Source organism: Enterobacter sp. MG-EB028, assembly GCF_056673305.1.
In genome coordinates this window covers 1,874,450-1,896,470 of sequence record NZ_CP195079.1, presented here as the reverse complement: position 1 = coordinate 1,896,470, position 22,021 = coordinate 1,874,450, and the positions used below count along the sequence as shown (strand labels likewise).

21 protein-coding genes are annotated in these 22,021 nt (G+C 56.2%); 3 read left to right on the top strand and 18 right to left on the bottom strand.

The window, feature by feature from the left end:
* Positions 1-2: 2 nt before the first annotated feature.
* The 9 genes from pabC to yceD all read right to left on the bottom strand — a co-directional run bounded on the left by pabC (position 3) and on the right by yceD (position 7,136).
* Positions 3-812: an aminodeoxychorismate lyase gene (pabC, locus tag ACR42C_RS08975; RefSeq protein ID WP_316378911.1), complete on the bottom strand. Its 810-nt coding sequence runs from the start codon at positions 810-812 to the stop codon at positions 3-5.
* 121 nt (positions 813-933) lie between these two features.
* Complete coding sequence (gene fabF, locus ACR42C_RS08970; RefSeq protein WP_045630098.1) at positions 934-2,175, bottom strand: beta-ketoacyl-ACP synthase II; 1,242 nt, start codon at positions 2,173-2,175, stop codon at positions 934-936.
* A gap of 91 nt (positions 2,176-2,266) precedes the next feature.
* Complete coding sequence (gene acpP / locus ACR42C_RS08965; protein WP_003857954.1) at positions 2,267-2,503, bottom strand: acyl carrier protein; 237 nt, start codon at positions 2,501-2,503, stop codon at positions 2,267-2,269.
* Positions 2,504-2,657: 154 nt separating this feature from the next.
* Positions 2,658-3,392, bottom strand: coding sequence for a 3-oxoacyl-ACP reductase FabG (gene fabG, locus ACR42C_RS08960; RefSeq protein WP_080327518.1), 735 nt, complete (start codon positions 3,390-3,392; stop codon positions 2,658-2,660).
* 12 nt (positions 3,393-3,404) lie between these two features.
* Entirely contained in the window at positions 3,405-4,334 is a 930-nt protein-coding gene (gene fabD, locus ACR42C_RS08955; RefSeq protein WP_028012717.1) for an ACP S-malonyltransferase, read from the bottom strand.
* Between the two features lie 15 nt (positions 4,335-4,349).
* Positions 4,350-5,303: a beta-ketoacyl-ACP synthase III gene (locus ACR42C_RS08950; protein ID WP_116340666.1), complete on the bottom strand. Its 954-nt coding sequence runs from the start codon at positions 5,301-5,303 to the stop codon at positions 4,350-4,352.
* Between the two features lie 6 nt (positions 5,304-5,309).
* Complete coding sequence (gene plsX / locus ACR42C_RS08945) at positions 5,310-6,344, bottom strand: phosphate acyltransferase PlsX (RefSeq protein ID WP_116340668.1); 1,035 nt, start codon at positions 6,342-6,344, stop codon at positions 5,310-5,312.
* A gap of 80 nt (positions 6,345-6,424) precedes the next feature.
* Positions 6,425-6,598 (bottom strand): 50S ribosomal protein L32, encoded by a 174-nt coding sequence (gene rpmF / locus ACR42C_RS08940; RefSeq protein WP_003857964.1) that lies wholly within the window; start codon positions 6,596-6,598, stop codon positions 6,425-6,427.
* 16 nt (positions 6,599-6,614) lie between these two features.
* Positions 6,615-7,136 carry a 23S rRNA accumulation protein YceD gene (gene yceD / locus ACR42C_RS08935; protein WP_021240759.1) on the bottom strand — a complete coding sequence of 174 codons (522 nt, stop codon included), beginning with the start codon at positions 7,134-7,136 and terminating at the stop codon, positions 6,615-6,617.
* 140 nt (positions 7,137-7,276) lie between these two features.
* Between yceD and ACR42C_RS08930 the strand changes: the two genes are divergently transcribed.
* Positions 7,277-7,861, top strand: a complete 585-nt coding sequence (locus ACR42C_RS08930) for a Maf family protein (RefSeq protein WP_479985026.1) — start codon at positions 7,277-7,279, stop codon at positions 7,859-7,861.
* A gap of 94 nt (positions 7,862-7,955) precedes the next feature.
* On the opposite strand, the gene rluC is transcribed toward ACR42C_RS08930, so the two are convergent.
* A complete protein-coding gene (gene rluC, locus ACR42C_RS08925; protein ID WP_048999989.1) occupies positions 7,956-8,903 on the bottom strand; it encodes a 23S rRNA pseudouridine(955/2504/2580) synthase RluC in 948 nt (315 codons plus the stop codon).
* A gap of 572 nt (positions 8,904-9,475) precedes the next feature.
* Here rluC and rne point away from each other — a divergent pair.
* Positions 9,476-12,583, top strand: a complete 3,108-nt coding sequence (rne, locus tag ACR42C_RS08920) for a ribonuclease E (RefSeq protein WP_479985025.1) — start codon at positions 9,476-9,478, stop codon at positions 12,581-12,583.
* A gap of 40 nt (positions 12,584-12,623) precedes the next feature.
* On the opposite strand, the gene ACR42C_RS08915 is transcribed toward rne, so the two are convergent.
* The gene (locus ACR42C_RS08915) at positions 12,624-13,526 is read right to left on the bottom strand and encodes a LysR family transcriptional regulator (RefSeq protein ID WP_395312682.1); all 903 of its coding nucleotides are present in this window, start codon (positions 13,524-13,526) and stop codon (positions 12,624-12,626) included.
* Positions 13,527-13,671: 145 nt separating this feature from the next.
* On the opposite strand from ACR42C_RS08915, the gene ACR42C_RS08910 reads away from it, so the two are divergent.
* Positions 13,672-14,886: an MFS transporter gene (locus tag ACR42C_RS08910; protein WP_320720519.1), complete on the top strand. Its 1,215-nt coding sequence runs from the start codon at positions 13,672-13,674 to the stop codon at positions 14,884-14,886.
* A 75-nt stretch (positions 14,887-14,961) separates the two neighbouring features.
* Here the strand turns inward: ACR42C_RS08910 and flgL are convergent, their stop codons facing one another.
* The 7 genes from flgL to ACR42C_RS08875 all read right to left on the bottom strand — a co-directional run bounded on the left by flgL (position 14,962) and on the right by ACR42C_RS08875 (position 22,008).
* Positions 14,962-15,915 carry a flagellar hook-associated protein FlgL gene (gene flgL, locus ACR42C_RS08905; RefSeq protein ID WP_116340678.1) on the bottom strand — a complete coding sequence of 318 codons (954 nt, stop codon included), beginning with the start codon at positions 15,913-15,915 and terminating at the stop codon, positions 14,962-14,964.
* A 14-nt stretch (positions 15,916-15,929) separates the two neighbouring features.
* Complete coding sequence (flgK, locus tag ACR42C_RS08900) at positions 15,930-17,570, bottom strand: flagellar hook-associated protein FlgK (protein WP_116340680.1); 1,641 nt, start codon at positions 17,568-17,570, stop codon at positions 15,930-15,932.
* A 75-nt stretch (positions 17,571-17,645) separates the two neighbouring features.
* Positions 17,646-18,599 carry a flagellar assembly peptidoglycan hydrolase FlgJ gene (gene flgJ / locus ACR42C_RS08895; protein WP_045406628.1) on the bottom strand — a complete coding sequence of 318 codons (954 nt, stop codon included), beginning with the start codon at positions 18,597-18,599 and terminating at the stop codon, positions 17,646-17,648.
* The gene (locus ACR42C_RS08890; RefSeq protein ID WP_045406630.1) at positions 18,599-19,690 is read right to left on the bottom strand and encodes a flagellar basal body P-ring protein FlgI; all 1,092 of its coding nucleotides are present in this window, start codon (positions 19,688-19,690) and stop codon (positions 18,599-18,601) included. The genes flgJ and ACR42C_RS08890 overlap by 1 nt, the downstream gene beginning before the upstream one ends.
* A 12-nt stretch (positions 19,691-19,702) precedes the next feature.
* A complete protein-coding gene (flgH, locus tag ACR42C_RS08885; protein WP_023311139.1) occupies positions 19,703-20,401 on the bottom strand; it encodes a flagellar basal body L-ring protein FlgH in 699 nt (232 codons plus the stop codon).
* 57 nt (positions 20,402-20,458) lie between these two features.
* Complete coding sequence (flgG, locus tag ACR42C_RS08880; protein WP_000625853.1) at positions 20,459-21,241, bottom strand: flagellar basal-body rod protein FlgG; 783 nt, start codon at positions 21,239-21,241, stop codon at positions 20,459-20,461.
* Positions 21,242-21,252: 11 nt separating this feature from the next.
* The gene (locus ACR42C_RS08875) at positions 21,253-22,008 is read right to left on the bottom strand and encodes a flagellar basal body rod protein FlgF (protein ID WP_116340682.1); all 756 of its coding nucleotides are present in this window, start codon (positions 22,006-22,008) and stop codon (positions 21,253-21,255) included.
* Positions 22,009-22,021 lie beyond the last annotated feature (13 nt).

Genomic DNA, 22,021 nt, shown 5'->3' with positions numbered 1-22,021 from the left:
GACTATCTGATTTGCTCACATATCGGGGCTAAAAACGTAAACAGCTCGCGCGAAGACCAGCGTTGTTGCCCATACGCCCGGACGGGTATAACAGGCATCAACGCATTGCAGATAACGACCTCATCGGCGGTCAGCAGCGCCTCTTCCTTTGCGTGTACTTCGACACCGTTAAAGCCCGCACGTGCCAGCTGTTGCAAACAAAACTGGCGCATGATGCCGTTAACCCCAGCCTGTTCCAGCGAAGGCGTGAATACGTCCCGGCCCTTCCGCCAGAATAAATTAGCCGCACAGCATTCCGTAATGAACCCTTCGCTGTCAAGAACTAGCGCCTCATCGGCGTCCGTCTGTTCAAGATGAGTACGAATAAGTACCTGTTCAAGGCGATTAAGATGTTTTATTCCGGCGAGCATCGGGTTTCGCCCCAGGCGTACCGGGCTCAGCGTCAGCGTCACCCCCTCCTCACGCCAGCGCGCATAGTGAGCGGGATAAGCTGAAACAGAAAGAATACGCGTGGGATGCTGACAGGCGGACCCGCTGTACCCTCGCCCGCCGCTGCCGCGGCTGATGATAACTTTTAAGACGCCGCTTGTTTTGCCTGACGCCAGCCGACGCATCTCGCGTTCGAGAATGTCCCACTGGATGAAGGGAATCAGCAATTTCTCGCAGGCTTTTTGTAAACGACGGATGTGGGCGTCAGGCAGACATACCTCACCGTCAAGAATACGCGCAGTGGTGAAACAGCCATCGCCAAACTGAATTGCCCTGTCGCTTGCCGGCAGCGTTTCTTGCTCAAGGCCATTAATTAAAAACATGGTGGCTCCTTATGCGTGGAGGCTCAGTCTGGCAGGATGTTATAAGCCGGACAAGGGGATTTTCCCTAATAAAAAAGGCCCGGCAAGCGGACCTTTTTTTATAGCTTTCGGGCAGTCAGGCTCAGACCTTTTTGAAGATCAGAGAACCATTCGTGCCGCCAAAGCCGAAGGAGTTACACAGGGTGTACTCCATACCGCTAACCTGGCGCGCTTCGTGCGGAACGAAGTCCAGATCGCAACCTTCATCCGGGTTATCCAGGTTGATGGTTGGCGGAACAGCCTGATCGCGCAGCGCAAGGATAGAGTAAATAGACTCTACTGCACCCGCCGCACCCAACAGGTGACCGGTCATGGATTTCGTGGAGCTGACCATTACGCGGCTGGCAGCCTCGCCGAAGATAGACTTAACCGCCTGAGCTTCTGCTTTGTCGCCTGCCGGCGTAGAAGTGCCGTGCGCGTTAACGTAGCCAATCTGCGCCGGGGTAATACCCGCATCACGGATCGCGTTTTCCATCGCCAGCGCAGCGCCCGCGCCGTTCTCCGGAGGAGACGTCATGTGGTAAGCATCGCTGCTCATACCGAAGCCAACGACTTCAGCATAAATTTTTGCGCCACGTTTTTTCGCATGTTCGTACTCTTCGAGCACGAGCATACCTGCGCCGTCACCCAGCACGAAACCATCGCGGTCTTTATCCCACGGACGGCTCGCCGCCTGAGGGTTATCGTTACGGGTAGAGAGCGCACGCGCCGCGCCGAAACCACCGACACCCAATGGGGTACTGGCTTTTTCAGCACCGCCCGCAACCATAGCATCTGCATCGCCGTACGCAATAATACGCGCGGCCTGGCCGATGTTATGCACGCCAGACGTACACGCGGTAGCGATAGAAATGCTTGGCCCACGCAGGCCGAACATAATGGTCAGGTGACCTGCCACCATGTTAACAATCGTGGACGGAACGAAGAACGGGCTGATCTTACGCGGTCCGCCATTCATCAGTGATGTATGGTTTTCCTCAATCAGGCCAAGACCGCCAATCCCGGAGCCGATAGCAGCGCCGATACGGGTTGCGTTCTCTTCCGTAATCTCAAGGCCAGAATCCTGCATGGCCTGAACGCCAGCGACAATTCCATATTGAATGAAGGCATCCATCTTGCGCTGTTCTTTGCGCGAGATGATCTCTTCACAGTTAAAATCCTTTACTAAGCCAGCAAATTTCGTTGCATAGGCGCTAGTATCGAAATGGTCGATTAGGCTGATGCCGCTCTGACCGGCAAGGAGAGCTTTCCAGGTGGACTCTACGGTATTGCCGACAGGAGACAACATGCCAAGTCCGGTCACAACTACACGACGCTTAGACACGTTTGTCCTCCAGGGAGGGATAAAAAAAGAGATTCGTGGGACTAAAAAAGATAAAACTCAGGCGGTCGAATGACCGCCTGGAGATGTTCACTTACGCCTGGTGGCCGTTGATGTAATCAATGGCAGCCTGAACGGTGGTGATTTTCTCAGCTTCTTCGTCCGGAATCTCAGTATCAAACTCTTCTTCCAGAGCCATTACCAGCTCAACGGTGTCAAGAGAATCTGCGCCCAGGTCTTCAACGAAGGAAGCGGAGTTCACAACTTCTTCCTGCTTAACGCCCAGCTGTTCGCCGATAATTTTCTTAACGCGTTCTTCGATAGTGCTCATACTCTTAAATTTCCTATCAAAACTCGCTTTCGCGATGGTTTTCGTAGTGTATAAAATGTTGAAAAATTTGCAACTAAATCCCGGCAGGTCTTACCACGATTTTACGTTATTTTGAGGCCATTTGCCCTAATAACGCAAATATTTTCGATCGTGATTAAACCATGTACATCCCGCCGTTGACGTGGAGGGTCTCACCAGTGATGTAACCCGCTTCGTCAGAGGCTAAAAATGCAACCGCACTGGCGATTTCTTTAGGGTCGCCAAGACGACCCGCCGGAACTGCCGCCAGCGTACCCGCACGCTGATCATCAGTCAGCGCACGCGTCATGTCCGTTTCAATAAAGCCCGGAGCAACAACGTTTACAGTAATACCGCGGGACGCGACTTCACGCGCCAGCGACTTACTGAAACCAATCAGACCCGCTTTCGCCGCAGCGTAGTTAGCCTGACCAGCATTTCCCATGGTACCAACCACAGAACCAACAGTGATAATACGACCATGACGCTTTTTCATCATAGCGCGCATTACCGCTTTTGACAGACGGAATACAGATGACAGGTTGGTTTCGATAATATCGTTCCACTCATCATCTTTCATTCGCATCAGAAGGTTGTCGCGTGTGATCCCGGCATTATTGACCAGAATATCCACTTCGCCAAACTCTGCGCGAATATTTTCCAGAACAGATTCGATAGATGCAGGTTCGGTCACATTCAGTACCAGACCTTTACCGTTCGCACCCAGATACTCGCTGATGGCCTGAGCGCCCTTCTCGCTGGTTGCTGTACCAATCACCTTCGCGCCGCGCGCAACCAGTGTTTCAGCAATTGCGCGCCCGATACCGCGGCTTGCGCCAGTCACCAGGGCGATTTTTCCTTCAAAACTCATGGTATTCCTCTTTTATTGCGAGAGTGCCGCTGACATCGCTTCCGGCTCGTTAATCGCCGAGGCAGTCAGGGTGTCAACAATACGTTTTGTCAGACCGGTGAGGACTTTACCAGGGCCGACTTCATACAGGTGCTCAACGCCCTGAGAGGCCATAAACTCAACGGTTTTGGTCCACTGTACAGGGCTGTAGAGCTGGCGAACCAGTGCGTCACGGATAGCCTCCGGCGCGGTTTCGCATTTCACATCGACGTTGTTCACAACGGAAATCGTCGGTGCGTTAAAGGTAATTTTTTCCAGCTCAGCCGCCAGTTTCTCAGCGGCGGGCTTCATCAGCGCACAGTGAGACGGTACGCTGACCGGCAGAGGCAGCGCGCGTTTCGCGCCAGCGGCTTTACAGGCAGCGCCGGCACGTTCAACCGCTTCTTTATGACCAGCGATAACGACCTGGCCCGGCGAGTTGAAGTTAACCGGAGAAACCACCTGACCTTCAGCGGATTCTTCACACGCTTTTGCAATCGCGGCATCATCCAGACCAATAATGGCAGACATGCCGCCGGTACCCTCTGGCACCGCTTCCTGCATGAACTTACCACGCAGTTCTACCAGGCGCACCGCGTCAGCAAACGCGATCACACCGGCGCACACCAGCGCAGAGTATTCACCCAGGCTGTGACCCGCAAGCAGCGCTGGCGCTTTACCACCCTGCTGCTGCCATACTCGCCACAGCGCAACGGACGCGGTCAGCAGCGCTGGCTGAGTCTGCCAGGTTTTGTTCAGCTCTTCGGCCGGCCCCTGTTGGGTAAGTGCCCACAGATCATAACCCAGCGCATCAGAAGCTTCACGAAAAGTCTCTTCAATGACCGGGTAGTTTGCTGCCATTTCAGACAACATCCCAACGGTTTGAGAACCCTGGCCCGGGAACACAAAAGCAAATTGCGTCATTTTTTATTCCTTATCCTAGAAACGAACCAGCGCGGAACCCCAGGTGAACCCGCCACCGAAGGCTTCAAGCAAGACCAGCTGGCCCCGTTTGATTCGTCCGTCGCGTACCGCTTCATCAAATGCGCACGGTACCGACGCCGCAGAGGTGTTGCCGTGACGATCCAGCGTCACCACAACGTTATCCATCGACATGCCCAGCTTTTTGGCGGTCGCACTGATGATACGCAGGTTCGCCTGATGCGGTACCAGCCAGTCAAGCGCGGAACGCTCAAGGTTATTCGCTTCCAGCGTTTCATCAACGATGTGTGCAAGCTCTGTCACCGCAACCTTGAACACCTCGTTCCCTGCCATGGTCAGGTAAATCGAGTTGTCCGGATTAACGCGATCGGCGTTAGGCAGGGTCAGCAGTTCGCCATAGCTGCCATCGGCATGCAGATGCGTAGAGATGATACCCGGCTCTTCGGACTGCCCCAGCAGCACAGCACCGGCACCATCACCGAAAATAATGATCGTTCCACGATCGGTTGGATCGCAGGTGCGCGCCAGCACGTCAGCACCGATTACCAACGCATATTTAACGGCACCGGATTTCACGTACTGATCGGCAACGCTCAGGGCATAGGTGAAGCCAGCGCACGCGGCAGCGACGTCAAATGCCGGACAGCCTTTAATGCCGAGCATGTTCTGCACCTGACACGCCGCGCTTGGGAAAGCATGCGTGGCAGACGTCGTGGCAACCACGATTAAGCCAATCTCTTCTTTATCGATACCCGCCATTTCGATAGCGCGCTGTGCGGCTTCGTAACCCATAGTGGATACGGTTTCGTCTGGCGCGGCGATACGACGTTCGCGGATACCTGTGCGCGTGACAATCCACTCGTCAGACGTATCTACCATTTTTTCCAGATCGGCGTTGGTACGCACTTGTTTTGGCAGGTAGCTGCCGGTACCTAAAATCTTCGTATACATGTACGCTCAGTCACTTTTAGCTAATACAGATTCCAGGCGAGCGGCAATCCGCTGAGGGACTTGTCGCTGCACCGCCTGCACTGCCTGTTCAATGGCGACAGAAAATGCTCGCTGATTGGCGGCGCCATGACTCTTAATCACGATGCCGCGCAATCCTAACAGACAGGCGCCATTATACTGGTCGGGGTTGAGGTGACTGAATCGCCGCGTCAGGCTCTTTTGTAACCAACGCTTCAATAAAATCAACCACCAGGCGCTTTTTTTGCCTTCTCCCTGAGATTTCAGCAGAGAAAGGAACATGCGCACGACCCCTTCCATGGTCTTCAACGTTACGTTTCCGGTGAAGCCATCGCACACCAGAACATCCGTTTTTCCCGTCAGCAACTCATTGGCTTCGAGATATCCAATATAGTTGATGGAGGGAACCTGTTTGAGCATTTCAGCAGCTTCGCGAATGCTGTCCAGGCCTTTGGTCTCTTCTTCACCAATATTCAATAACGCAACGCGGGGATTGCTAATCCCGACCACGTCTTCTGCCAGCACCGACCCCATCACGGCGAACTGAGCCAGCATGGTACTATCACAATCCACGTTAGCGCCCAAATCGAGCACCACCGTCTTTCCCTTCTGCTGATGCGGTAACACTGTCACCAGCGCCGGTCGCTCAATGCCCTCAATCGGCTTGAGCAGTAATTTCGACAGCCCCATCAGCGCGCCGGTATTGCCGGCACTGACGCAAGCCTGCGCTCGCCCTTCTTTCACCAGTTCCAGCGCGGTGCGCATAGAACTGCCGCGGCTATTGCGAATCGCCTGCGAGGGCCGGGCATCACTGGCAATAACTGACTGCGCAGGAATAATCTGCAGACGCGAACGTTGTTCAAAGTCAGCTTTTGCAAGTAATGGCGTGATTGTGTCGGGATTGCCGACTAAAAGAAGTGTGAGTTGCGAATTAGAATTCAGTGCCTGCAATGCTGCAGGCACTGTCACGGAAGGGCCGAAATCTCCCCCCATGACATCTAACGCCAGGGTTAGACGTGTCAAGGTATCGTCGCAGCCTGGTTCGGTAACTTCCCCGTTTGCACGGGGAAATCCTCACTAAGCCTAATCACGCTGACGCGTGATTACTTAGTGATAACCTTGCGGCCGCGGTAGAAACCGTCAGCGGTGATGTGGTGACGCAGGTGTTTCTCACCAGAAGTCTTGTCTACAGACAGGCTGGTAACTGCGGTCAGCGCGTCATGGGAACGACGCATGCCACGTTTGGAACGGGTTGGTTTATTCTGTTGTACGGCCATGGACCTTACTCCTCAATTACTTACGCTTTAAGCTGGCTAATACGGCAAATGGGTTTGGTTTTTGCGCTTCATCAGGCAGTTCCCCAAAGACCATGTCCGCCTCGGACACTTCACAGTGTTCAGAATCATGCACCGGAACTACTGGCAAGGAGAGGATGATTTCATCTTCAACCAGAGCCAGAAGATCGATTTCACCGAATTCGTTAACCTCAATCGGCTCGTACGCTTCCGGGAGTGCTTCAGCCTGTTCGTCAGAACGAACCGGACTGAAACAATACGTTGTGTGAACATGCTGTACAAACGGTTTCCCGCAACGCTGACACTCGAGCGTTACCGTTACCTTCGCATCACCGGTTAAAACGGCGAGACGCTGGTTGTCGATAGCGAACGACATGGAGCATTCTACATCACTGTCCACACTGACTACAGATTCGGCAATACGCTCGGCCTGATCGGAAGTATAGATACCTTCGTAATCGAGGCGTTTTTGAGCCGTACGAACCGGATCAAGAGTCAGGGGTAATTTTACCTTTTGCATAGGGCGCGCATATTAACTTTGTAACGTCATAGAGTCAAAGAAAAAGGCAACCAGAGCTGCCTTTTGCCAATTATTCGCACACATTGCGGCCTGTAGTTTAAAATGGCTGGCATCGATACGCTATATCTGGTGATAAAAATATGCCAAATCTCGTACTTGCTTCCACGTCCCCCTACCGTCGAATGCTGCTGGAAAAGCTCGGGTTCCCGTTTGAATGCGCCGCGCCGGACGTTGATGAGACGCCGCAGCCGGGCGAGTCGCCGCGTCATCTGGTGACGCGTCTTGCGAAGGAGAAAGCACAATCGCTGGCCGCACGTTATCCTGCACATCTGATTATAGGCTCCGATCAGGTTTGCGTGCTGGATGGCGAAATCACCGGCAAGCCCCATACGGAAGAGAACGCCTGCCAGCAGCTTCTGCGTGCGCGAGGCAGTATCGTGACCTTTTATACGGGCCTGGCGCTTTATAACTCCGCCTCCGGCCATCTGCAAACCGAATGCGAGCCGTTCGACGTGCACTTCCGCCATTTAAGCGAGCAGGAGATTACGGACTACGTGCGCCGGGAACGTCCACTGAACTGTGCGGGGAGCTTTAAAAGTGAAGGACTGGGGATTGCGCTGTTCGACAAGCTGGACGGTCGGGATCCGAACACACTGGTGGGATTGCCGCTGATTGCCTTGTGCCAGATGTTAAGGCGTGAAGAGTGTAATCCGCTGACGGCGTGAGCGTTGCGGCCTGATGCCCTCACCCCGGCCCTCTCCCACAGGGAGAGGGTGCAAACATTAAAAACGACAACTTCGTTGCCGTTTTGCTTTTACCTTAGCCGCGCAGAACCTTCAGGCAGCGTTTCAACTGCTCATCCAGCGGCGCTTCAATACGGATAATTTCACCGGTATTAGGATGGGTAAACTTTAGCGCGGCCGCATGCAGGAACAGACGCGACAGCCCCGTGCCCGCCAGCTGTTTATCAAATTCGCGGTCGCCGTAGCGATCATCAAACGCAATCGGATGGCCCGCAAACTGCGTATGGACGCGAATCTGGTGAGTACGTCCCGTCACCGGACTGCAGCGCACCAGCGTGGCAAACTCATAGCGCTCTTCAACCTTAAAGCGCGTCTCAGACGGTTTCCCTTCCTGGCTCACGCGGACAATGCGCTCGCCGCTTTGCAGAATGTTCTTCAGCAGCGGCGCCTGCACCACCTTCACGTGGGACTGCCACTGACCACGCACCAGCGCCAGATAATCTTTCTGCATTCCCTTCTCGCGCAGCTGCTCGTGCAGGGAACGCAGCGCAGAACGCTTTTTCGCTACCAGCAGCACGCCTGAGGTATCACGGTCCAGACGGTGAACCAGTTCGAGGAAACGGGCTTCCGGACGCAGCGCACGTAACCCTTCAATCACGCCGAAGCTCAGACCGCTACCACCGTGGACGGCGGTACCCGATGGCTTATTGAGCACCAGAATATGATCGTCCTCATAAAGGATAACATCGCTCAGGGCCGCGACTTTTTGCAGCTTAGGAGAAACCACCTCTTCTTCGCGTTCTGCCACGCGCACCGGTGGAATACGCACTTCATCGCCCGCTTCGAGCTTATACTCAGGCTTCACGCGTTTTTTGTTCACCCGCACCTCGCCCTTACGCAGGATGCGGTAAATCATACTCTTTGGCACACCCTTCAGTTGGGTGCGCAAGAAGTTATCGATACGTTGCCCCGCGTAGTCATCCGCGATAGCAACCATTTTTACGGCTGGAGTCTCTGTTTTCATGGTTGGCGATTCTAAATATCGTCAGCCATTAGCGCCACTCATTTTTCTATGCTTATATTTACTTTTATCCGGCCTGCGCCCTGTTTCACGCAATCGATTTGGTGGTTATTAAACCAATCACCACCTTGAGGTGAAGAAACTGTGAGTAACCGGGTGATAATTGGTAAAAGTCATCTTGCTATAACCTGGCGAGCAGTGGAATAATGAGGCTGTTTTCCGCGTTAAATCCGGGTTTTGTAAGGATGTCGACGGAATGACCAATTTTGTCTGACCGATCATCAACGCAGCAATGGCGTAAGACGTATTGATCTTTCAGGCAGTTAGCGGGCTGCGGGTTGCAGTACTTCCCGGTATAAGGATTGTTCTCTGGAGAGTTCTACCCAGGCAATTCCCCTGATAATTGCGCTGTGTTTCCGTATGAAACACAGGCAACCGACACTCTGCGCCTCTTAAGCGAGCGACAACCGTGAGGTTGGCGACGTGAACAGACACGAGGCCATCGGTTCATACCCCGGAAAGCGTCACCTTGCCCGCAGCTTTGTCGTCAATGTAAGAATAACGAGTAAGTTACGATGAAAAGAATGTTAATCAACGCAACTCAGCAAGAAGAGTTGCGTGTCGCCCTTGTGGATGGGCAGCGCCTGTACGATCTGGATATCGAAAGTCCTGGACACGAACAGAAAAAAGCGAACATTTACAAAGGTAAAATCACCCGCATTGAACCAAGCCTTGAAGCTGCATTTGTCGACTACGGTGCTGAGCGTCATGGTTTCCTCCCTCTGAAAGAAATCGCTCGCGAATATTTCCCTGCAAACTACAACGCCCATGGCCGCCCAAACATCAAAGATGTTCTGCGTGAAGGTCAGGAAGTTATCGTACAGATTGATAAAGAAGAGCGTGGCAACAAAGGTGCCGCACTGACCACCTTTATCAGCCTGGCGGGGAGCTATCTGGTGCTGATGCCAAACAACCCGCGTGCGGGTGGCATCTCTCGCCGTATCGAAGGTGATGACCGTACCGAGCTGAAAGAAGCTCTGGCAAGTCTCGAACTGCCGGACGGCATGGGACTTATCGTACGCACCGCAGGCGTCGGCAAATCAGCCGAAGCGCTGCAGTGGGACCTGAGCTTCCGTCTGAAGCACTGGGAAGCGATCCAGAAAGCCGCTGAAAGCCGCCCTGCTCCGTTCCTGATTCACCAGGAAAGCAACGTTATCGTGCGTGCCTTCCGTGACTACCTGCGTCAGGACATCGGTGAGATTCTGATCGATAACCCGAAAGTGCTTGAGCTGGCTCGCCAGCACATCGCCGCGCTGGGTCGTCCGGATTTCACCAGCAAAATCAAGCTGTACACCGGTGAAATCCCGCTGTTCAGCCACTATCAGATCGAATCTCAGATCGAGTCCGCCTTCCAGCGTGAAGTGCGCCTGCCGTCCGGCGGTTCTATCGTCATCGATACCACGGAAGCGCTGACCGCTATCGACATCAACTCCGCGCGTGCAACCCGCGGCGGCGACATCGAAGAGACGGCCTTCAACACCAACCTTGAAGCCGCTGATGAAATCGCCCGCCAGCTTCGCCTGCGCGACCTGGGCGGTCTGATTGTTATCGACTTCATCGACATGACCCCTGTTCGCCACCAGCGTGCGGTTGAAAACCGCCTGCGTGAAGCGGTGCGTCAGGATCGCGCGCGTATCCAGATTAGCCATATCTCGCGCTTTGGCCTGCTGGAGATGTCCCGCCAGCGTCTGAGCCCGTCGCTGGGTGAGTCCAGCCATCACGTCTGCCCGCGCTGTTCCGGCACCGGTACCGTGCGTGACAACGAATCGCTGTCTCTCTCTATCCTGCGTCTGATTGAAGAAGAAGCGCTGAAAGAGAATACCAAAGAGGTTCACGCCATTGTGCCTGTGCCAATCGCCTCCTACCTGCTGAACGAAAAACGTGCAGCTGTCAGTGCGATTGAAGCGCGTCAGGGCGGCGTTCGCTGCATCATCGTACCGAACGATCAGATGGAAACCCCGCACTATCACGTGCTGCGTGTCCGTAAAGGCGAAGAGACCAGCACCCTCAGCTACCTGCTGCCGAAGCTGCATGAAGAAGAGATGGCGCTGCCTTCCGATGAAGAACCCGCAGAGCGCAAACTGCCAGAGCAGCCAGCGTTAGCGACCTTCATCATGCCTGAAGCTCCACCGGAAGCAGCCCTGGAAAAACCGGCGGCCAAGCCTGCAGCGCAGAAACCAGAAGCCGCGGCCGCGAAGGCCCAGCCGGCGCAACCGGGTCTGCTGAGCCGCTTCTTCGGCGCGCTGAAGAAGATGTTTGCGGGTGAAGACGTTCAGCCAGAGCAGCCGAAGGAAGAACCAAAAGCAGCCAAACCTGAGCGTCAGCAGGACCGTCGCAAACGTCAGAACAACCGCCGCGATCGTAACGACCGCAGCGACCGTAACGAGCGTCGCGACAGCCGTTCAGATAACAACGAAGGCCGTGAGCCGCGCGAAGACAACCGTCGCAACCGTCGCGAGAAACAGCAGCAGAATGTTGAAGATCGTGAAATTCGCCAGCAGGCGGGCGATGAGTCCGAGAAGAGCAAACAGCGCGACGAGCAGCAGCCACGCCGCGAACGCAACCGTCGTCGTAACGACGAGAAGCGTCAGGCGCAGCAGGAAGTTAAAAACCTGAACCGGGAAGAGCCTGCTGAGCAGCAGGACGTCGAGCAGGAAGAACGTACTCAGGTTATGCCACGTCGTAAGCAGCGCCAGCTGGCGCAGAAAGTGCGCATCGGTGCGGCTCCGGTAGAAGAAACTGCAGTTGTGGCGGCTGAAGCGGCAGAAACCGCAACAGGTACTCAGGTTGCAAAAGTTGACCTGCCAGCCGTCGTGGACAATAACGTTGAGCAGGATGAAAACGGTGAAAACCGTGACAACGCAGGTATGCCGCGTCGCTCCCGCCGTTCTCCACGTCATCTGCGCGTCAGCGGCCAGCGTCGTCGTCGCTATCGTGACGAGCGTTACCCGACTCAGTCTCCAATGCCGTTGACCGTGGCGTGCGCGTCGCCAGAAATGGCATCCGGCAAAGTCTGGATCCGTTACCCGGTCGCTCGCCTGGAGCAAGCTGTTGAAGAACAGACTGTGACCGAAGAGGTAATTGCCCCTGTAGCACCGGTTGAAGACGCGGTGACCGAAGCAGCAACCGTGGTTGAACCTCAGGTTGTTGAAGCGGCAGAACCACACGCAGTGGACGTCGAAACCACCCACCCTGAAGTGATTGCCGCGCCGGTTGATGCCGCACCGCAGATTATCGCTGAAGAGGATGTCGTGGTGGCTGAGGAAGTCGCTGAAGAGGCTGAACCTGTAGCCGCGGTAGAAGAAGCCGCTGAAACCCTCGTCGAAACCACCACTGAAGAAGTCGTTCAGGACGTTGAGATTCAGGTTGAGCCGGTTGTCGAAGAAGTGAAAGCGCCTGAAGTGAAGCCTGAGCCGGTTAAGGTTGTTGCCGCGCCTGCGCCAGCTCACGTTGCGACAGCGCCAATGACGCGTGCTCCGGCACCAGAGTATGTGCCTGAAGCCCCGCGCCACAGCGACTGGGTTCGCCCGGCGTTCAGCTTCGACGGTAAAGGCGCTGCAGGCGGCCACAGTGCAACGCATCAGGCGACTGCACCGGCGACGCGTCCGCAGTCTGTCGAATAACGACACAGAAAGTAAAAAGCCGACCTTCGGGTCGGCTTTTTTATGCCTGCTGCACGGGCTTTCTCATCCCGGTGACCTCCGGCATGATCTGCCGCATCAGTTCCAGAAATCGCCGCAAGCGCGCCGGATAATAGCGGGACCAGGGGTAAACCAGATGCACCGGTAACGCCGCCGGCTGCCACTCTGGCAGTAAATGCACCAGCCGCCCTTCACGAATATCGTCCTGAACCGTCCAGCTGGATACGACCGCCACGCCAAGCCCGGTGAGTGCCGTATTGCGTGCGACATACAGGCTGTCGGTACTGAGGCGTGGGGTAATATTCACTCGCGCGGTAGCGGATGATGCCTCGTGAAAGAGCTCCACATGGCGCTGGTAGAAAGAGCTGATAGCAATCCACGGCAGCTGCTGCAGATCCTCCGGCGTATTAACCGTCGGAAAACGGTCCAGCAGTGCCGGAGAAGCCACCACCGAACGCGGCACTTCGGCCAGCAGCACGGATACGGTCGCCGGATCGACTTCCATTCCCACCCGAATAGCACAGTCAAGGTTGTCGCCCAGGAAATCAGCCGACCGATCGTTGAGCATCCACTCAATCGAAAGTTGCGGGTAACGCTGCAAAAACTCGGTTAGCGGTTTCAGGAGCTGATCCTGACCAAACGCGTGCGGTGCCCGCACCCGCAGCACGCCTACAGGTTCATCTTCCGTCTGTCCCACCTCATCTTCCAGCGCCAGCCAGCTGTCAATCACCCGACGGGCGTGCTGATAACAGCGCTCGCCGTCATCCGTGAGCCGCGTCGTGTGGGTCGTTCGCAACATCAGGCGCACGCCCAGCATTGTCTCAAGCGACTGCAGCCGCCTGCTCACCGTGGCCTGGGTTGTGTCCAGCTGCCGTGCCGCCGCAGAGAGTGACCCTGCCTCCACAATGCGGACAAACGTCCGCATTAGCTCCACCCTGTCTATACGCTCAGTTCTTTTCATCTTATTTTCATTTATACGTTCAACGTATAAGCGTTTTACCACCGCACCCGCTACCGTCGCAAGGCGTACTGATAAAAAATAGCCTCACACGATGAATGAGGAACGTCTTATGAACACAACAACTGCCGCCCATGCCGTAAGCCGCTGGGTCATCTTAATGCTGGCGCTCGGCGCAGGCTTCAGCGTGGCTTCCATCTATTATGCCCAGCCGCTGCTGCCCCTGATGGGCGCTGACCTTCACCTGAGTATCGAAGGAATGGGCCTGGTCCCGACGCTCACCCAGGCGGGATACGCCTTAGGGATCCTGTTCCTGCTGCCGCTCGGCGATCGCCACGACCGCAGAACGTTAATCCTGATAAAGAGTGCGGCGCTGGCGTTGTTTCTCCTGGGCTGTAGCCTGACCGGACAGATCCACTCCCTGCTGCTGGCAAGTCTGCTCATCGGCATGGCCGCCACCATGGCGCAGGATATTGTCCCGGCAGCGGCGATTCTTGCGCCGGAAGGTAAACAGGGAAAAACCGTCGGTACGGTGATGACCGGTCTGCTGCTGGGCATTTTGCTCTCCAGAACCGTCAGCGGCGTGGTGGGCGAAGCGTTTGGCTGGCGCGTGATGTACCAGCTGGCTGCGGCAAGTATTGCGTTTATCGGGGTGGTGATGTGGGCCGTGCTCCCTCGTTTCGCTATTCACTCCACGCTGAGCTATCCCGCACTGATGCGCTCGATGGAACATCTGTGGCGTCGTTATCCCGCTCTGCGCCGTGCGGCGCTGGCCCAGGGTTTTCTGTCGATTGCCTTTAGCGCCTTCTGGTCAACGCTTGCAGTCATGCTGCTGGAACGCTATCACCTCGGCAGTGCCGTCGCCGGTGGTTTTGGTATTGCAGGTGCTGCCGGTGCATTAGCCGCACCGCTGGCGGGCGGCCTGGCGGATAAACTGGGTGCCGGGAAAGTGACGCAGCTTGGCGCAATCCTTGTGACCGTCTCGTTTGCCCTGATGTTCCTGATGCCTGCTCTGGGGGTTCACGGACAGCTGATTCTGATTGCCGTCTCTGCCATCGGGTTCGATCTGGGCCTGCAGTCCAGCCTGGTCGCGCACCAGAACCTGGTCTACAGCCTTGAGCCGCAGGCTCGTGGCCGCCTGAACGCCCTGCTCTTTACCGTGATCTTTATCGGCATGGCGTTGGGTTCCGCGTTAGGCAGCAATATCTACACGCTGGCTGGCTGGACGGGTGTGGTCGCGCTGGCAACGGTCTGCGGCATCATTGCGCTGGCAATCCGCCTGATTGAAAGCGCGCGCGTCGCCTCAGCACCAGCAGAAATGGCATAAAAAAAATGCCCAATCCAGACGGATTGGGCACTAAAACATGCCCAGTTTCAAGACATGTTCCAAGAGGTCAAGATGTTATTTGTTCAGCTGGAACAGAGACATGCCCTGCATATCGCTAAACGCTTTATAAGAGGCCTGCAGGGCCGCCTGCTGCATGGTGTAAGAGGAAATCGCTTCATTCCAGTCCACGTCCACCAAATCACTCATCTGCTTAGTCTGGCCCAGCGCGCGGTCGTCACCAAGGGTATCGAGTTTTTCCAGTTCGTTCATCTTGGTGCCGACATCCGCAACGACCGTCAGGACGTTGTTCTGCGCGTTTTTAATACCGATCTGCGCGTTGGAAATTGTCTGGCTTTGTGCGGCAGCCGCGGCCGGATCGTTTTCAATCGGCGTCTTCAGCGAAGCAATGGCGGAATCAAGGATTTTAAACATGTTTGTTTCGCCATAGCCTCCGCCCGGCAGCTCTTGCGCATTGCTGGTAATGCTTTCGAAAATCTGCTGGCCGGTATGGCTGATTGCCATGTTTCGCGCCGTATCAACCTGCTGGGTGATCGCCTCAGTGCCGCCATTGTAGGTGCCGGTTGCGGCATCAAACGGTGCGCTCTCGGTTTTGTAACCCGCAAAGATAAAGCGACCATTGCCATCCGTCGTGTTAGCCAGGTTCATGAGCTGGTCGCGGATCCCCTGGATATCGGTCGCCAGAGAGAGACGGTCGTCATCGCTTAAGGTGCCGTTTGACGCGTAGACCAGCTTCTCACGCACGCTTGATAACGCGGTGTTCACCTGGGTCAGCACGTTGTCTTCCAGCGACACTTTTTGCGTGGCAAAGGTGCGCGCTAACGCGAACTGGCTGTTTTGTGACTGAGATTGCGACAGAACAATAGACTGCGAAGCCGCGATAGGATCGTCCGACGGACGATTAACGCGTTTGCCGGTGGACATCTGCTCACCGTAGCTCAGCCATCTGCTCTGGGAATCGGTGATCCCGCGCATGTTCTGTTCGTACATCATCTGGGTGCTAATACGCATTTTTCACCTCAACCTTAACGAATGTTGATAATTGCATCGAAGAGCGTACTGGCAGTCTGAAGCACCTGCGCGTTGGCGAGGTAATACTGCTGATAACGCTGCAGGTTGCCATACTCTTCGTCAAGGTTTACCCCGGAGATGGTCTGCTGCTGCTTGATTAACTGCGTTTCCACGTTGGCTTTCGTCTGGCTGCTTACTTTCAGTGAAGCGGTGGTGCTACCCACGGTGCTGACCAGTGAGGCATAGGCATCGTTGAAGGTTTTGTTTCCGCCAACCACTTTACTGTTTTGCAGATCGAGCATTTTCTGCCCGTTGCGGTTGTCGCTCTCACCGCCGTTCTGCACCGCGGCCATGGCCAGTTTGGACTCGTCGCTGATGGACAGTTCCATATTCATGATGACGTCGGACACAGGCTTCACGGTAAAACTGTCTTTAGCGTTTGCCGAACCGCTGACGTTCACGTTGAGACCATCAAACGACAGATTGCCGCTGGCATCCGGGCTCATTGTAAAGCTGGTCTTGTCCGAGGTACGGGTAATGGTCCAGTCGGTACCGTTAAACTGCAGCTTATAGTCCGTTGCCTGAACTTTGGTGCTGTCCGCAACGGTGGCATTGACGACCGCCGAACCGCTATTTTTGCTGTTAGAAAGCACAGCCGGAGAACCAAAGCCGAACAGCTTGCCGCCCGCATCGCCGTTGGCATCAAAGCCGGCCTCATGCTGTTTGTTCATCGCGTCAGCAAACGCCAGCGCCATCTGGTTCAGAGTGTTACGGGCCTTATCCAGATCTTCAGCGCGGAACGTCAGCAAGCCGCCTAACGAGCCGGTGGTAACCATCTTTTCCGGGATCTCGACATTGCCCGCAACCTCATCGACGTAGGCGATAGTGGTACGGGAAGGATCGGCGCTGGACTTCACGGCCGCCAGCTGGTTAGCTTTGCTGCCCTGCACCAGGCTGTAGCCGTTGCCGAAAGAGATGTTAAACGTGCCGCTATCCTGAACAGAGACTTCCACGCCCACGATTTTGTTCAGCTCATTGACAAGCTGATCGCGCTGGTCGAGCAGATCGTTAGGCGATGCGCCCGCGCCGACGCCGGTGAGGCGGGAAATCTGATCGTTCAGATTGGCAATCTGTTTGGCGTAGTTGTTGATCTGCGAAACGCTGGTCGCAATTGCGGTATTGACTTGCGTATCCTGATCGCGGAGATACTGATCGTTAGTTTTGAACTGATTGACCAGGCCGCCCGCTTTTCCCAGCACCGTCTGACGCGCAGCCGGGTCTTCCGCGTTGCTCACCAGCGTTTGCAGGCTTTTAAAGAAATCCTGCAGGGTGGTGGAAAGCGAGTTGGTAGTATCGGAGAGCACATCGTCAATTTTTGACATCTGCTGATAGCGTGTGGTCAGGCCGCTGCTCTGCGTCTGCGCGGCGCGAAGCTGGTTGGTGATAAAAGCGTCATATTCACGCTGGACACCGGAGACATACACCCCGTTACCCACCCAGCCACCGCCGGTCAGCGTGCTGTTAGATGCACCCAGCACCGTCGTCTGGCGGGTGTAACCTGCCACGTTGTAGCTTGAAATATTATTACTGACGGTATTGAGTGCCGACTGCGCGGCACTGAGGCCACTCATGGCGCTGTTAATCAAACTGGACATGGGGGTTCCTTTTATACGTTCAGACACGAGTCCTGATGAAGGTTATCGGCAACCTCCACCGGGACTTGAGAACTTTCAGAACAGATTTTCAATATCTGCGCTATAGGCTTTGCTGACTTTCTCGCCCATGGATTTCAGCTGCTGGATCATGCTGGTAAGCTTGCGCGCGTAGTTCGGGTCGGTCGCGTAGCCCGCGTTTTGCAGGGCCTGCGCGCCCTGCTCCGCCGTCGCCGCCTGCGTAACGGCGGTGTAACGCGGATTTCGACTCAGCAGCCCGACATAATCGGACAGTGCTTCCAGATAAGAGCTGTAAACGCGGAATTTCGCTTTCACCTTCACCGCCGCACCGTTCTCGTATTCGGTGGTGGTGATCTCCGTGGTCGGCCCTTTCCAGCTGGAGGTGGCCTTCACGCCGAAGATGTTAAAGCTCGGGTCGCCGTTTTCCTTGCGGATCTGGCGCTGGCCCCAGCCCGACTCCAGCGCGGCCTGGGCGAGAATAAGATGGTGAGGCACGCCGCTCTGTTCACTGGCCAGTCGCGCAGGCAGAGATAGCTGCGCCAGGAAGTCTTTGCTGTCACCGGAGAGCGCCTCGTCGCCGCTGCCCGTTGCCTTCGGTATCGCTTTACGCACCATCTGCGTCAGCGCCTGGTTCTGATAACTGGTCACCGTTTCCAGATCGAACTTCATCGGCACCTGCTGCGGCTGCTCTTCTGGCTGAACACCCTGTGCGGCGGCGGTCTGTTTGACAATCATGTCAGCCAGACCGAGGCCTTTACCGGCGGTCATCTGCTGCGCAATCTGCTGGTCATACATGCTGGTGTAAAGACGCGTTGAATCGCTGCTGAACATCCCGTCTTTCGGCAGGGTTTCGCGCATGCTTTTCAGCATCATCTGGACAAACATCCCCTCTACCTGGCGGGCGACCGGGCGGATATTCGCCGCCGGGTCTTTACCTGCTTTGGTTTTCAGTTCGTTGAGCGACTGGGCGTCCCAGGCGGCACTGGTCAACAGTTTGCTATCGGTCAGCATCAGATGATTTCCAGTTTGGCGCGCAGGCAGCCCGCGCTTTGCATGGATTGCAGAATGGACATCAGATCCATCGGCGTCGCGCCCAGCGCGTTCAGGGCACGCACCACGCTGTTCAGGTTGGCGCTGGAGCGCACGCTCTGCAGAGAGCCGCCGCTCTGGCGTAAATCAATCTGCGTTTGTGGCGTCACCACCGTCTGGCCGCCACCAAATGGCGTATCCGGCTGGCTGACGTTGGCAGAACGGTTAACCGTCACCGACAGGTTACCCTGCGCCACGGCGCAGCTATCCAGCGACACTTCCCGGTTCATCACCACGGAGCCCGTACGGGAGTTGATGATCACTTTGGCATCCTGCACCGGCACGTTCACTTCCAGATTCTGGATATCCGCCAGCATGCGCACCTGGTTGCTGCTGCCGGTAGAGGTGCGGATCTGCACGGTACGCGCATCCAGCGCCGTGGCATTGCCATAGCTGCGGTTGATGGTGTCGGCAATCTGCTGCGCCATCGTGAAGTCTTCATTATTCAGCTGCAGGTTGATGGTGTTGCCTGCGCCAAACTGGGTCGGCAACTCACGCTCGATGATCGCGCCGTTGGTAATACGTCCGCCGTTCAACTGGTTCACCTGCACGCTGCTTCCGCCTGCCGATGCACCCGCACCGCCAACCAGAATGTTACCCTGCGCCAGAGCATAGACCTGGCTGTCGACGCCTTTCAGCGGGGTCATCAGCAGCGTACCGCCGCGCAGGCTTTTGGCATTACCCATTGAGGAGACCACCACGTCAATGGTCTGCCCCTGGCGCGCAAACGCCGGGTAAGAGGCAGTGACCATTACCGCGGCCACGTTTTTCAGCTGCATGTTGGTTCCTGCCGGCACGGTAATGCCGAGCTGGGAAAGCATGTTGTTCAAGCTTTGGGTGGTAAACGGCGTCTGGGTCGTTTGGTCACCGGTACCGTCCAGCCCCACCACCAGGCCATAGCCAATCAGCGAGTTCTGGCGGACGCCCTGAACGCTGGTGAGATCGCGGATGCGGTCAGCCTGGGCAAACGTTGCTACAAGAACCAGCGCCACGGCGAAGATCGATTTAAACATGGGTCACCTCGCTTACATCGGCGATAAATTAAGGAAGAAGCGCTGCAGCCAACCCATATTCTGCGCTTCATTAATGTAGCCGTTACCGACGTACTCAATGCGCGCATCCGCCACCTGGGTGGACGGAACGGTGTTGGTGCCGCTGATGGTGCGTGGATTCACCACGCCCGAGAAGCGAATGAATTCAGTGCCCTGGTTAATGGCGATCTGTTTTTCACCCACGACGTGTAAATTGCCGTTAACCAGCACCTGGTCAACCGTAACCGTCAGCGTACCGCTGAAGGTATTGCTGGCGTTTGCGCCACCTTTACCGTTAAAGGTGTTGCCGCCGGAAGCCTCAACATCCGCACGGGCATTGCCGAACAGGCCCTGCAGATAGCGTGGAACGGTGTCGAAGCCAAAATTGGTTTTGCCATCGCGGCTGGCGTTCGCCGACGAGCTCTTGCTCGCGCTGACGTTTTCCTGCAGCACAATGGTCAATGTATCGCCAACATTGCGCGGGCGGCGATCTTCAAACAGCGGCTGATAGCCGTAGTTAATCGGCTGCGCGGTCTGGAAAATGGAGCCGTTTACCACTGGCGCAGGGCCAGGAACGGGTTGGGCAGTCGTCGCACCCTGGACCAATGGTTTAGACGGGATCAAAGCGCACCCGCTGAGAGTGACAGCCAGAACAGTCAGTATCGGATAACGAAACGCCGCGTTTTTTTGCATTGCCTTCATCTTCGAAAACAGGGAGCCGGTGCGGGGTTTACCGCACCGGGCTACGCCTTAGAGTTGCGTCAGTTTCTGCAGCATCTGATCGGTCGTCGAGACTGCTTTACTGTTAATTTCATACGCGCGCTGGACCTGGATCATATTTACCAGCTCTTCCGCCACGTTCACGTTGGAGGTTTCTACATACCCCTGATACAGCAGACCGGCACCGTTCAGGCCCGGCGTACTTTCATTTGGCGTACCGGAGGATTGCGTTTCGGTGTAGAGGTTCTCACCAATGCTTTCCAGGCCGGTATCGTTCATGAAGGTGGTCAGGTTGAGCTGTCCGACCTGGACCGGCGCGGCCTGCCCCTGCTGGGTCACGCTCACGATGCCGTCACGGCCGATGGTAATGCTCAGGGCGTTCGCCGGAATGGTGATCGCAGGTTGAACCTGGAAACCGCCCGCCGTCACCAGCTGACCGTTCTGATCGACCTGGAAGGAACCGTCACGGGTATAGGCAGAGGTTCCGTCAGGCAGCTGCACCTGGAAGAAACCCTGACCTTTGATTGCCACGTCTTTGCTGTTGTTGGTCTGAGACAGGTTGCCCTGGCTGTGCAGACGCTCGGTCGCCACCGGGCGAACGCCGGTACCGATCTGCAGACCTGACGGCAGCGTCGTCTGTTCAGAAGACTGCGCGCCCGGCTGGCGGATGGTTTGATAAAGCAAATCTTCGAAAACGGCGCGCTGACGCTTGAAACCATTGGTGCTGACGTTTGCCAGGTTGTTGGCAATCACATCCATGTTGGTTTGCTGCGCGTCCAGGCCAGTTTTCGCGATCCATAAGGAGCTGATCATAAAGAGTCCTGTTAACTCATAGACAGAAGTTGGTTAGCCTTGCCCGCGTTTTCATCCACGCTGCTGATAATTTTCATCTGCATTTCAAAACGACGGGCGCTGGCGATCATGTCGGTCATCGCTTCGACCGGCTTGACGTTGCTGCCTTCCAGAACGCCGGACATCACGCGGATGCTCGGATCGGCCTGTAACGTGGCGCCACGAGTAGCCTGGGCCGCCTGGGTCAGACGGAACATGCCGTCGTCGCCGCGCTGCACCTCTTTGCCTTCCGCTTTGACCAGCTTCAGACGACCAACAGGGGCAACGGTATTGGCCGGGTCGCCCGGGTTCAGCGCCGAGATGGTGCCGTCCGCGGCAATGGTCAGCTCAGAGCCTTCCGGCACGGTCAGCGGGCCCGCTTCACCCATCACCGGATGCCCCTGAATCGTCAGCTGGCCGGTCGCGCTGACCTGGATATTCCCGTTACGGGTATAGCCTTCACCGCCGTCCGCCGTTTGCACCGCCAGCCAGCCGTCCTGCTGCAGGGCAACGTCCAGCGGGCGTGAGGTGTAATCCATCTGCCCTGGCGTCATGTCTGCGCCCGGGGTCGATGCCGCCACCAGCGTACGGGTCGGCAGGGAGAGCCCTTCCACCGGCACCGCGCGCAGCGCATTCAGCTGCGCGCGAAAGCCCGGCGTCGAGGCGTTTGCCAGGTTGCTGGCAGTAACGGCCTGCTGGCTGAGCGTCTGACTTGCCGCGCCCATCGCGGTATATATTGCGTGATCCATTGCGCTTTCCTGT

What these genes read in the sequence shown, in the direction of transcription:
- rne (WP_479985025.1), top strand. Translation starts at nt 9,476, where the DNA reads ATGAAAAGAATGTTAATCAACGCAACTCAGCAAGAAGAGTTGCGTGTC.
- ACR42C_RS08930 (WP_479985026.1), top strand. Translation starts at nt 7,277, where the DNA reads ATGCCAAATCTCGTACTTGCTTCCACGTCCCCCTACCGTCGAATGCTG.
- fabG (WP_080327518.1), bottom strand. Translation starts at nt 3,392, where the DNA reads ATGAGTTTTGAAGGAAAAATCGCCCTGGTGACTGGCGCAAGCCGCGGT.
- rluC (WP_048999989.1), bottom strand. Translation starts at nt 8,903, where the DNA reads ATGAAAACAGAGACTCCAGCCGTAAAAATGGTTGCTATCGCGGATGAC.
- ACR42C_RS08950 (WP_116340666.1), bottom strand. Translation starts at nt 5,303, where the DNA reads ATGTATACGAAGATTTTAGGTACCGGCAGCTACCTGCCAAAACAAGTG.
- rpmF (WP_003857964.1), bottom strand. Translation starts at nt 6,598, where the DNA reads ATGGCCGTACAACAGAATAAACCAACCCGTTCCAAACGTGGCATGCGT.
- ACR42C_RS08875 (WP_116340682.1), bottom strand. Translation starts at nt 22,008, where the DNA reads ATGGATCACGCAATATATACCGCGATGGGCGCGGCAAGTCAGACGCTC.
- flgL (WP_116340678.1), bottom strand. Translation starts at nt 15,915, where the DNA reads ATGCGTATTAGCACCCAGATGATGTACGAACAGAACATGCGCGGGATC.
- ACR42C_RS08915 (WP_395312682.1), bottom strand. Translation starts at nt 13,526, where the DNA reads ATGCGGACGTTTGTCCGCATTGTGGAGGCAGGGTCACTCTCTGCGGCG.
- flgH (WP_023311139.1), bottom strand. Translation starts at nt 20,401, where the DNA reads ATGCAAAAAAACGCGGCGTTTCGTTATCCGATACTGACTGTTCTGGCT.
- yceD (WP_021240759.1), bottom strand. Translation starts at nt 7,136, where the DNA reads ATGCAAAAGGTAAAATTACCCCTGACTCTTGATCCGGTTCGTACGGCT.
- ACR42C_RS08910 (WP_320720519.1), top strand. Translation starts at nt 13,672, where the DNA reads ATGAACACAACAACTGCCGCCCATGCCGTAAGCCGCTGGGTCATCTTA.
- flgJ (WP_045406628.1), bottom strand. Translation starts at nt 18,599, where the DNA reads ATGCTGACCGATAGCAAACTGTTGACCAGTGCCGCCTGGGACGCCCAG.
- pabC (WP_316378911.1), bottom strand. Translation starts at nt 812, where the DNA reads ATGTTTTTAATTAATGGCCTTGAGCAAGAAACGCTGCCGGCAAGCGAC.
- acpP (WP_003857954.1), bottom strand. Translation starts at nt 2,503, where the DNA reads ATGAGCACTATCGAAGAACGCGTTAAGAAAATTATCGGCGAACAGCTG.
- ACR42C_RS08890 (WP_045406630.1), bottom strand. Translation starts at nt 19,690, where the DNA reads ATGTTTAAATCGATCTTCGCCGTGGCGCTGGTTCTTGTAGCAACGTTT.
- flgK (WP_116340680.1), bottom strand. Translation starts at nt 17,570, where the DNA reads ATGTCCAGTTTGATTAACAGCGCCATGAGTGGCCTCAGTGCCGCGCAG.
- fabD (WP_028012717.1), bottom strand. Translation starts at nt 4,334, where the DNA reads ATGACGCAATTTGCTTTTGTGTTCCCGGGCCAGGGTTCTCAAACCGTT.
- flgG (WP_000625853.1), bottom strand. Translation starts at nt 21,241, where the DNA reads ATGATCAGCTCCTTATGGATCGCGAAAACTGGCCTGGACGCGCAGCAA.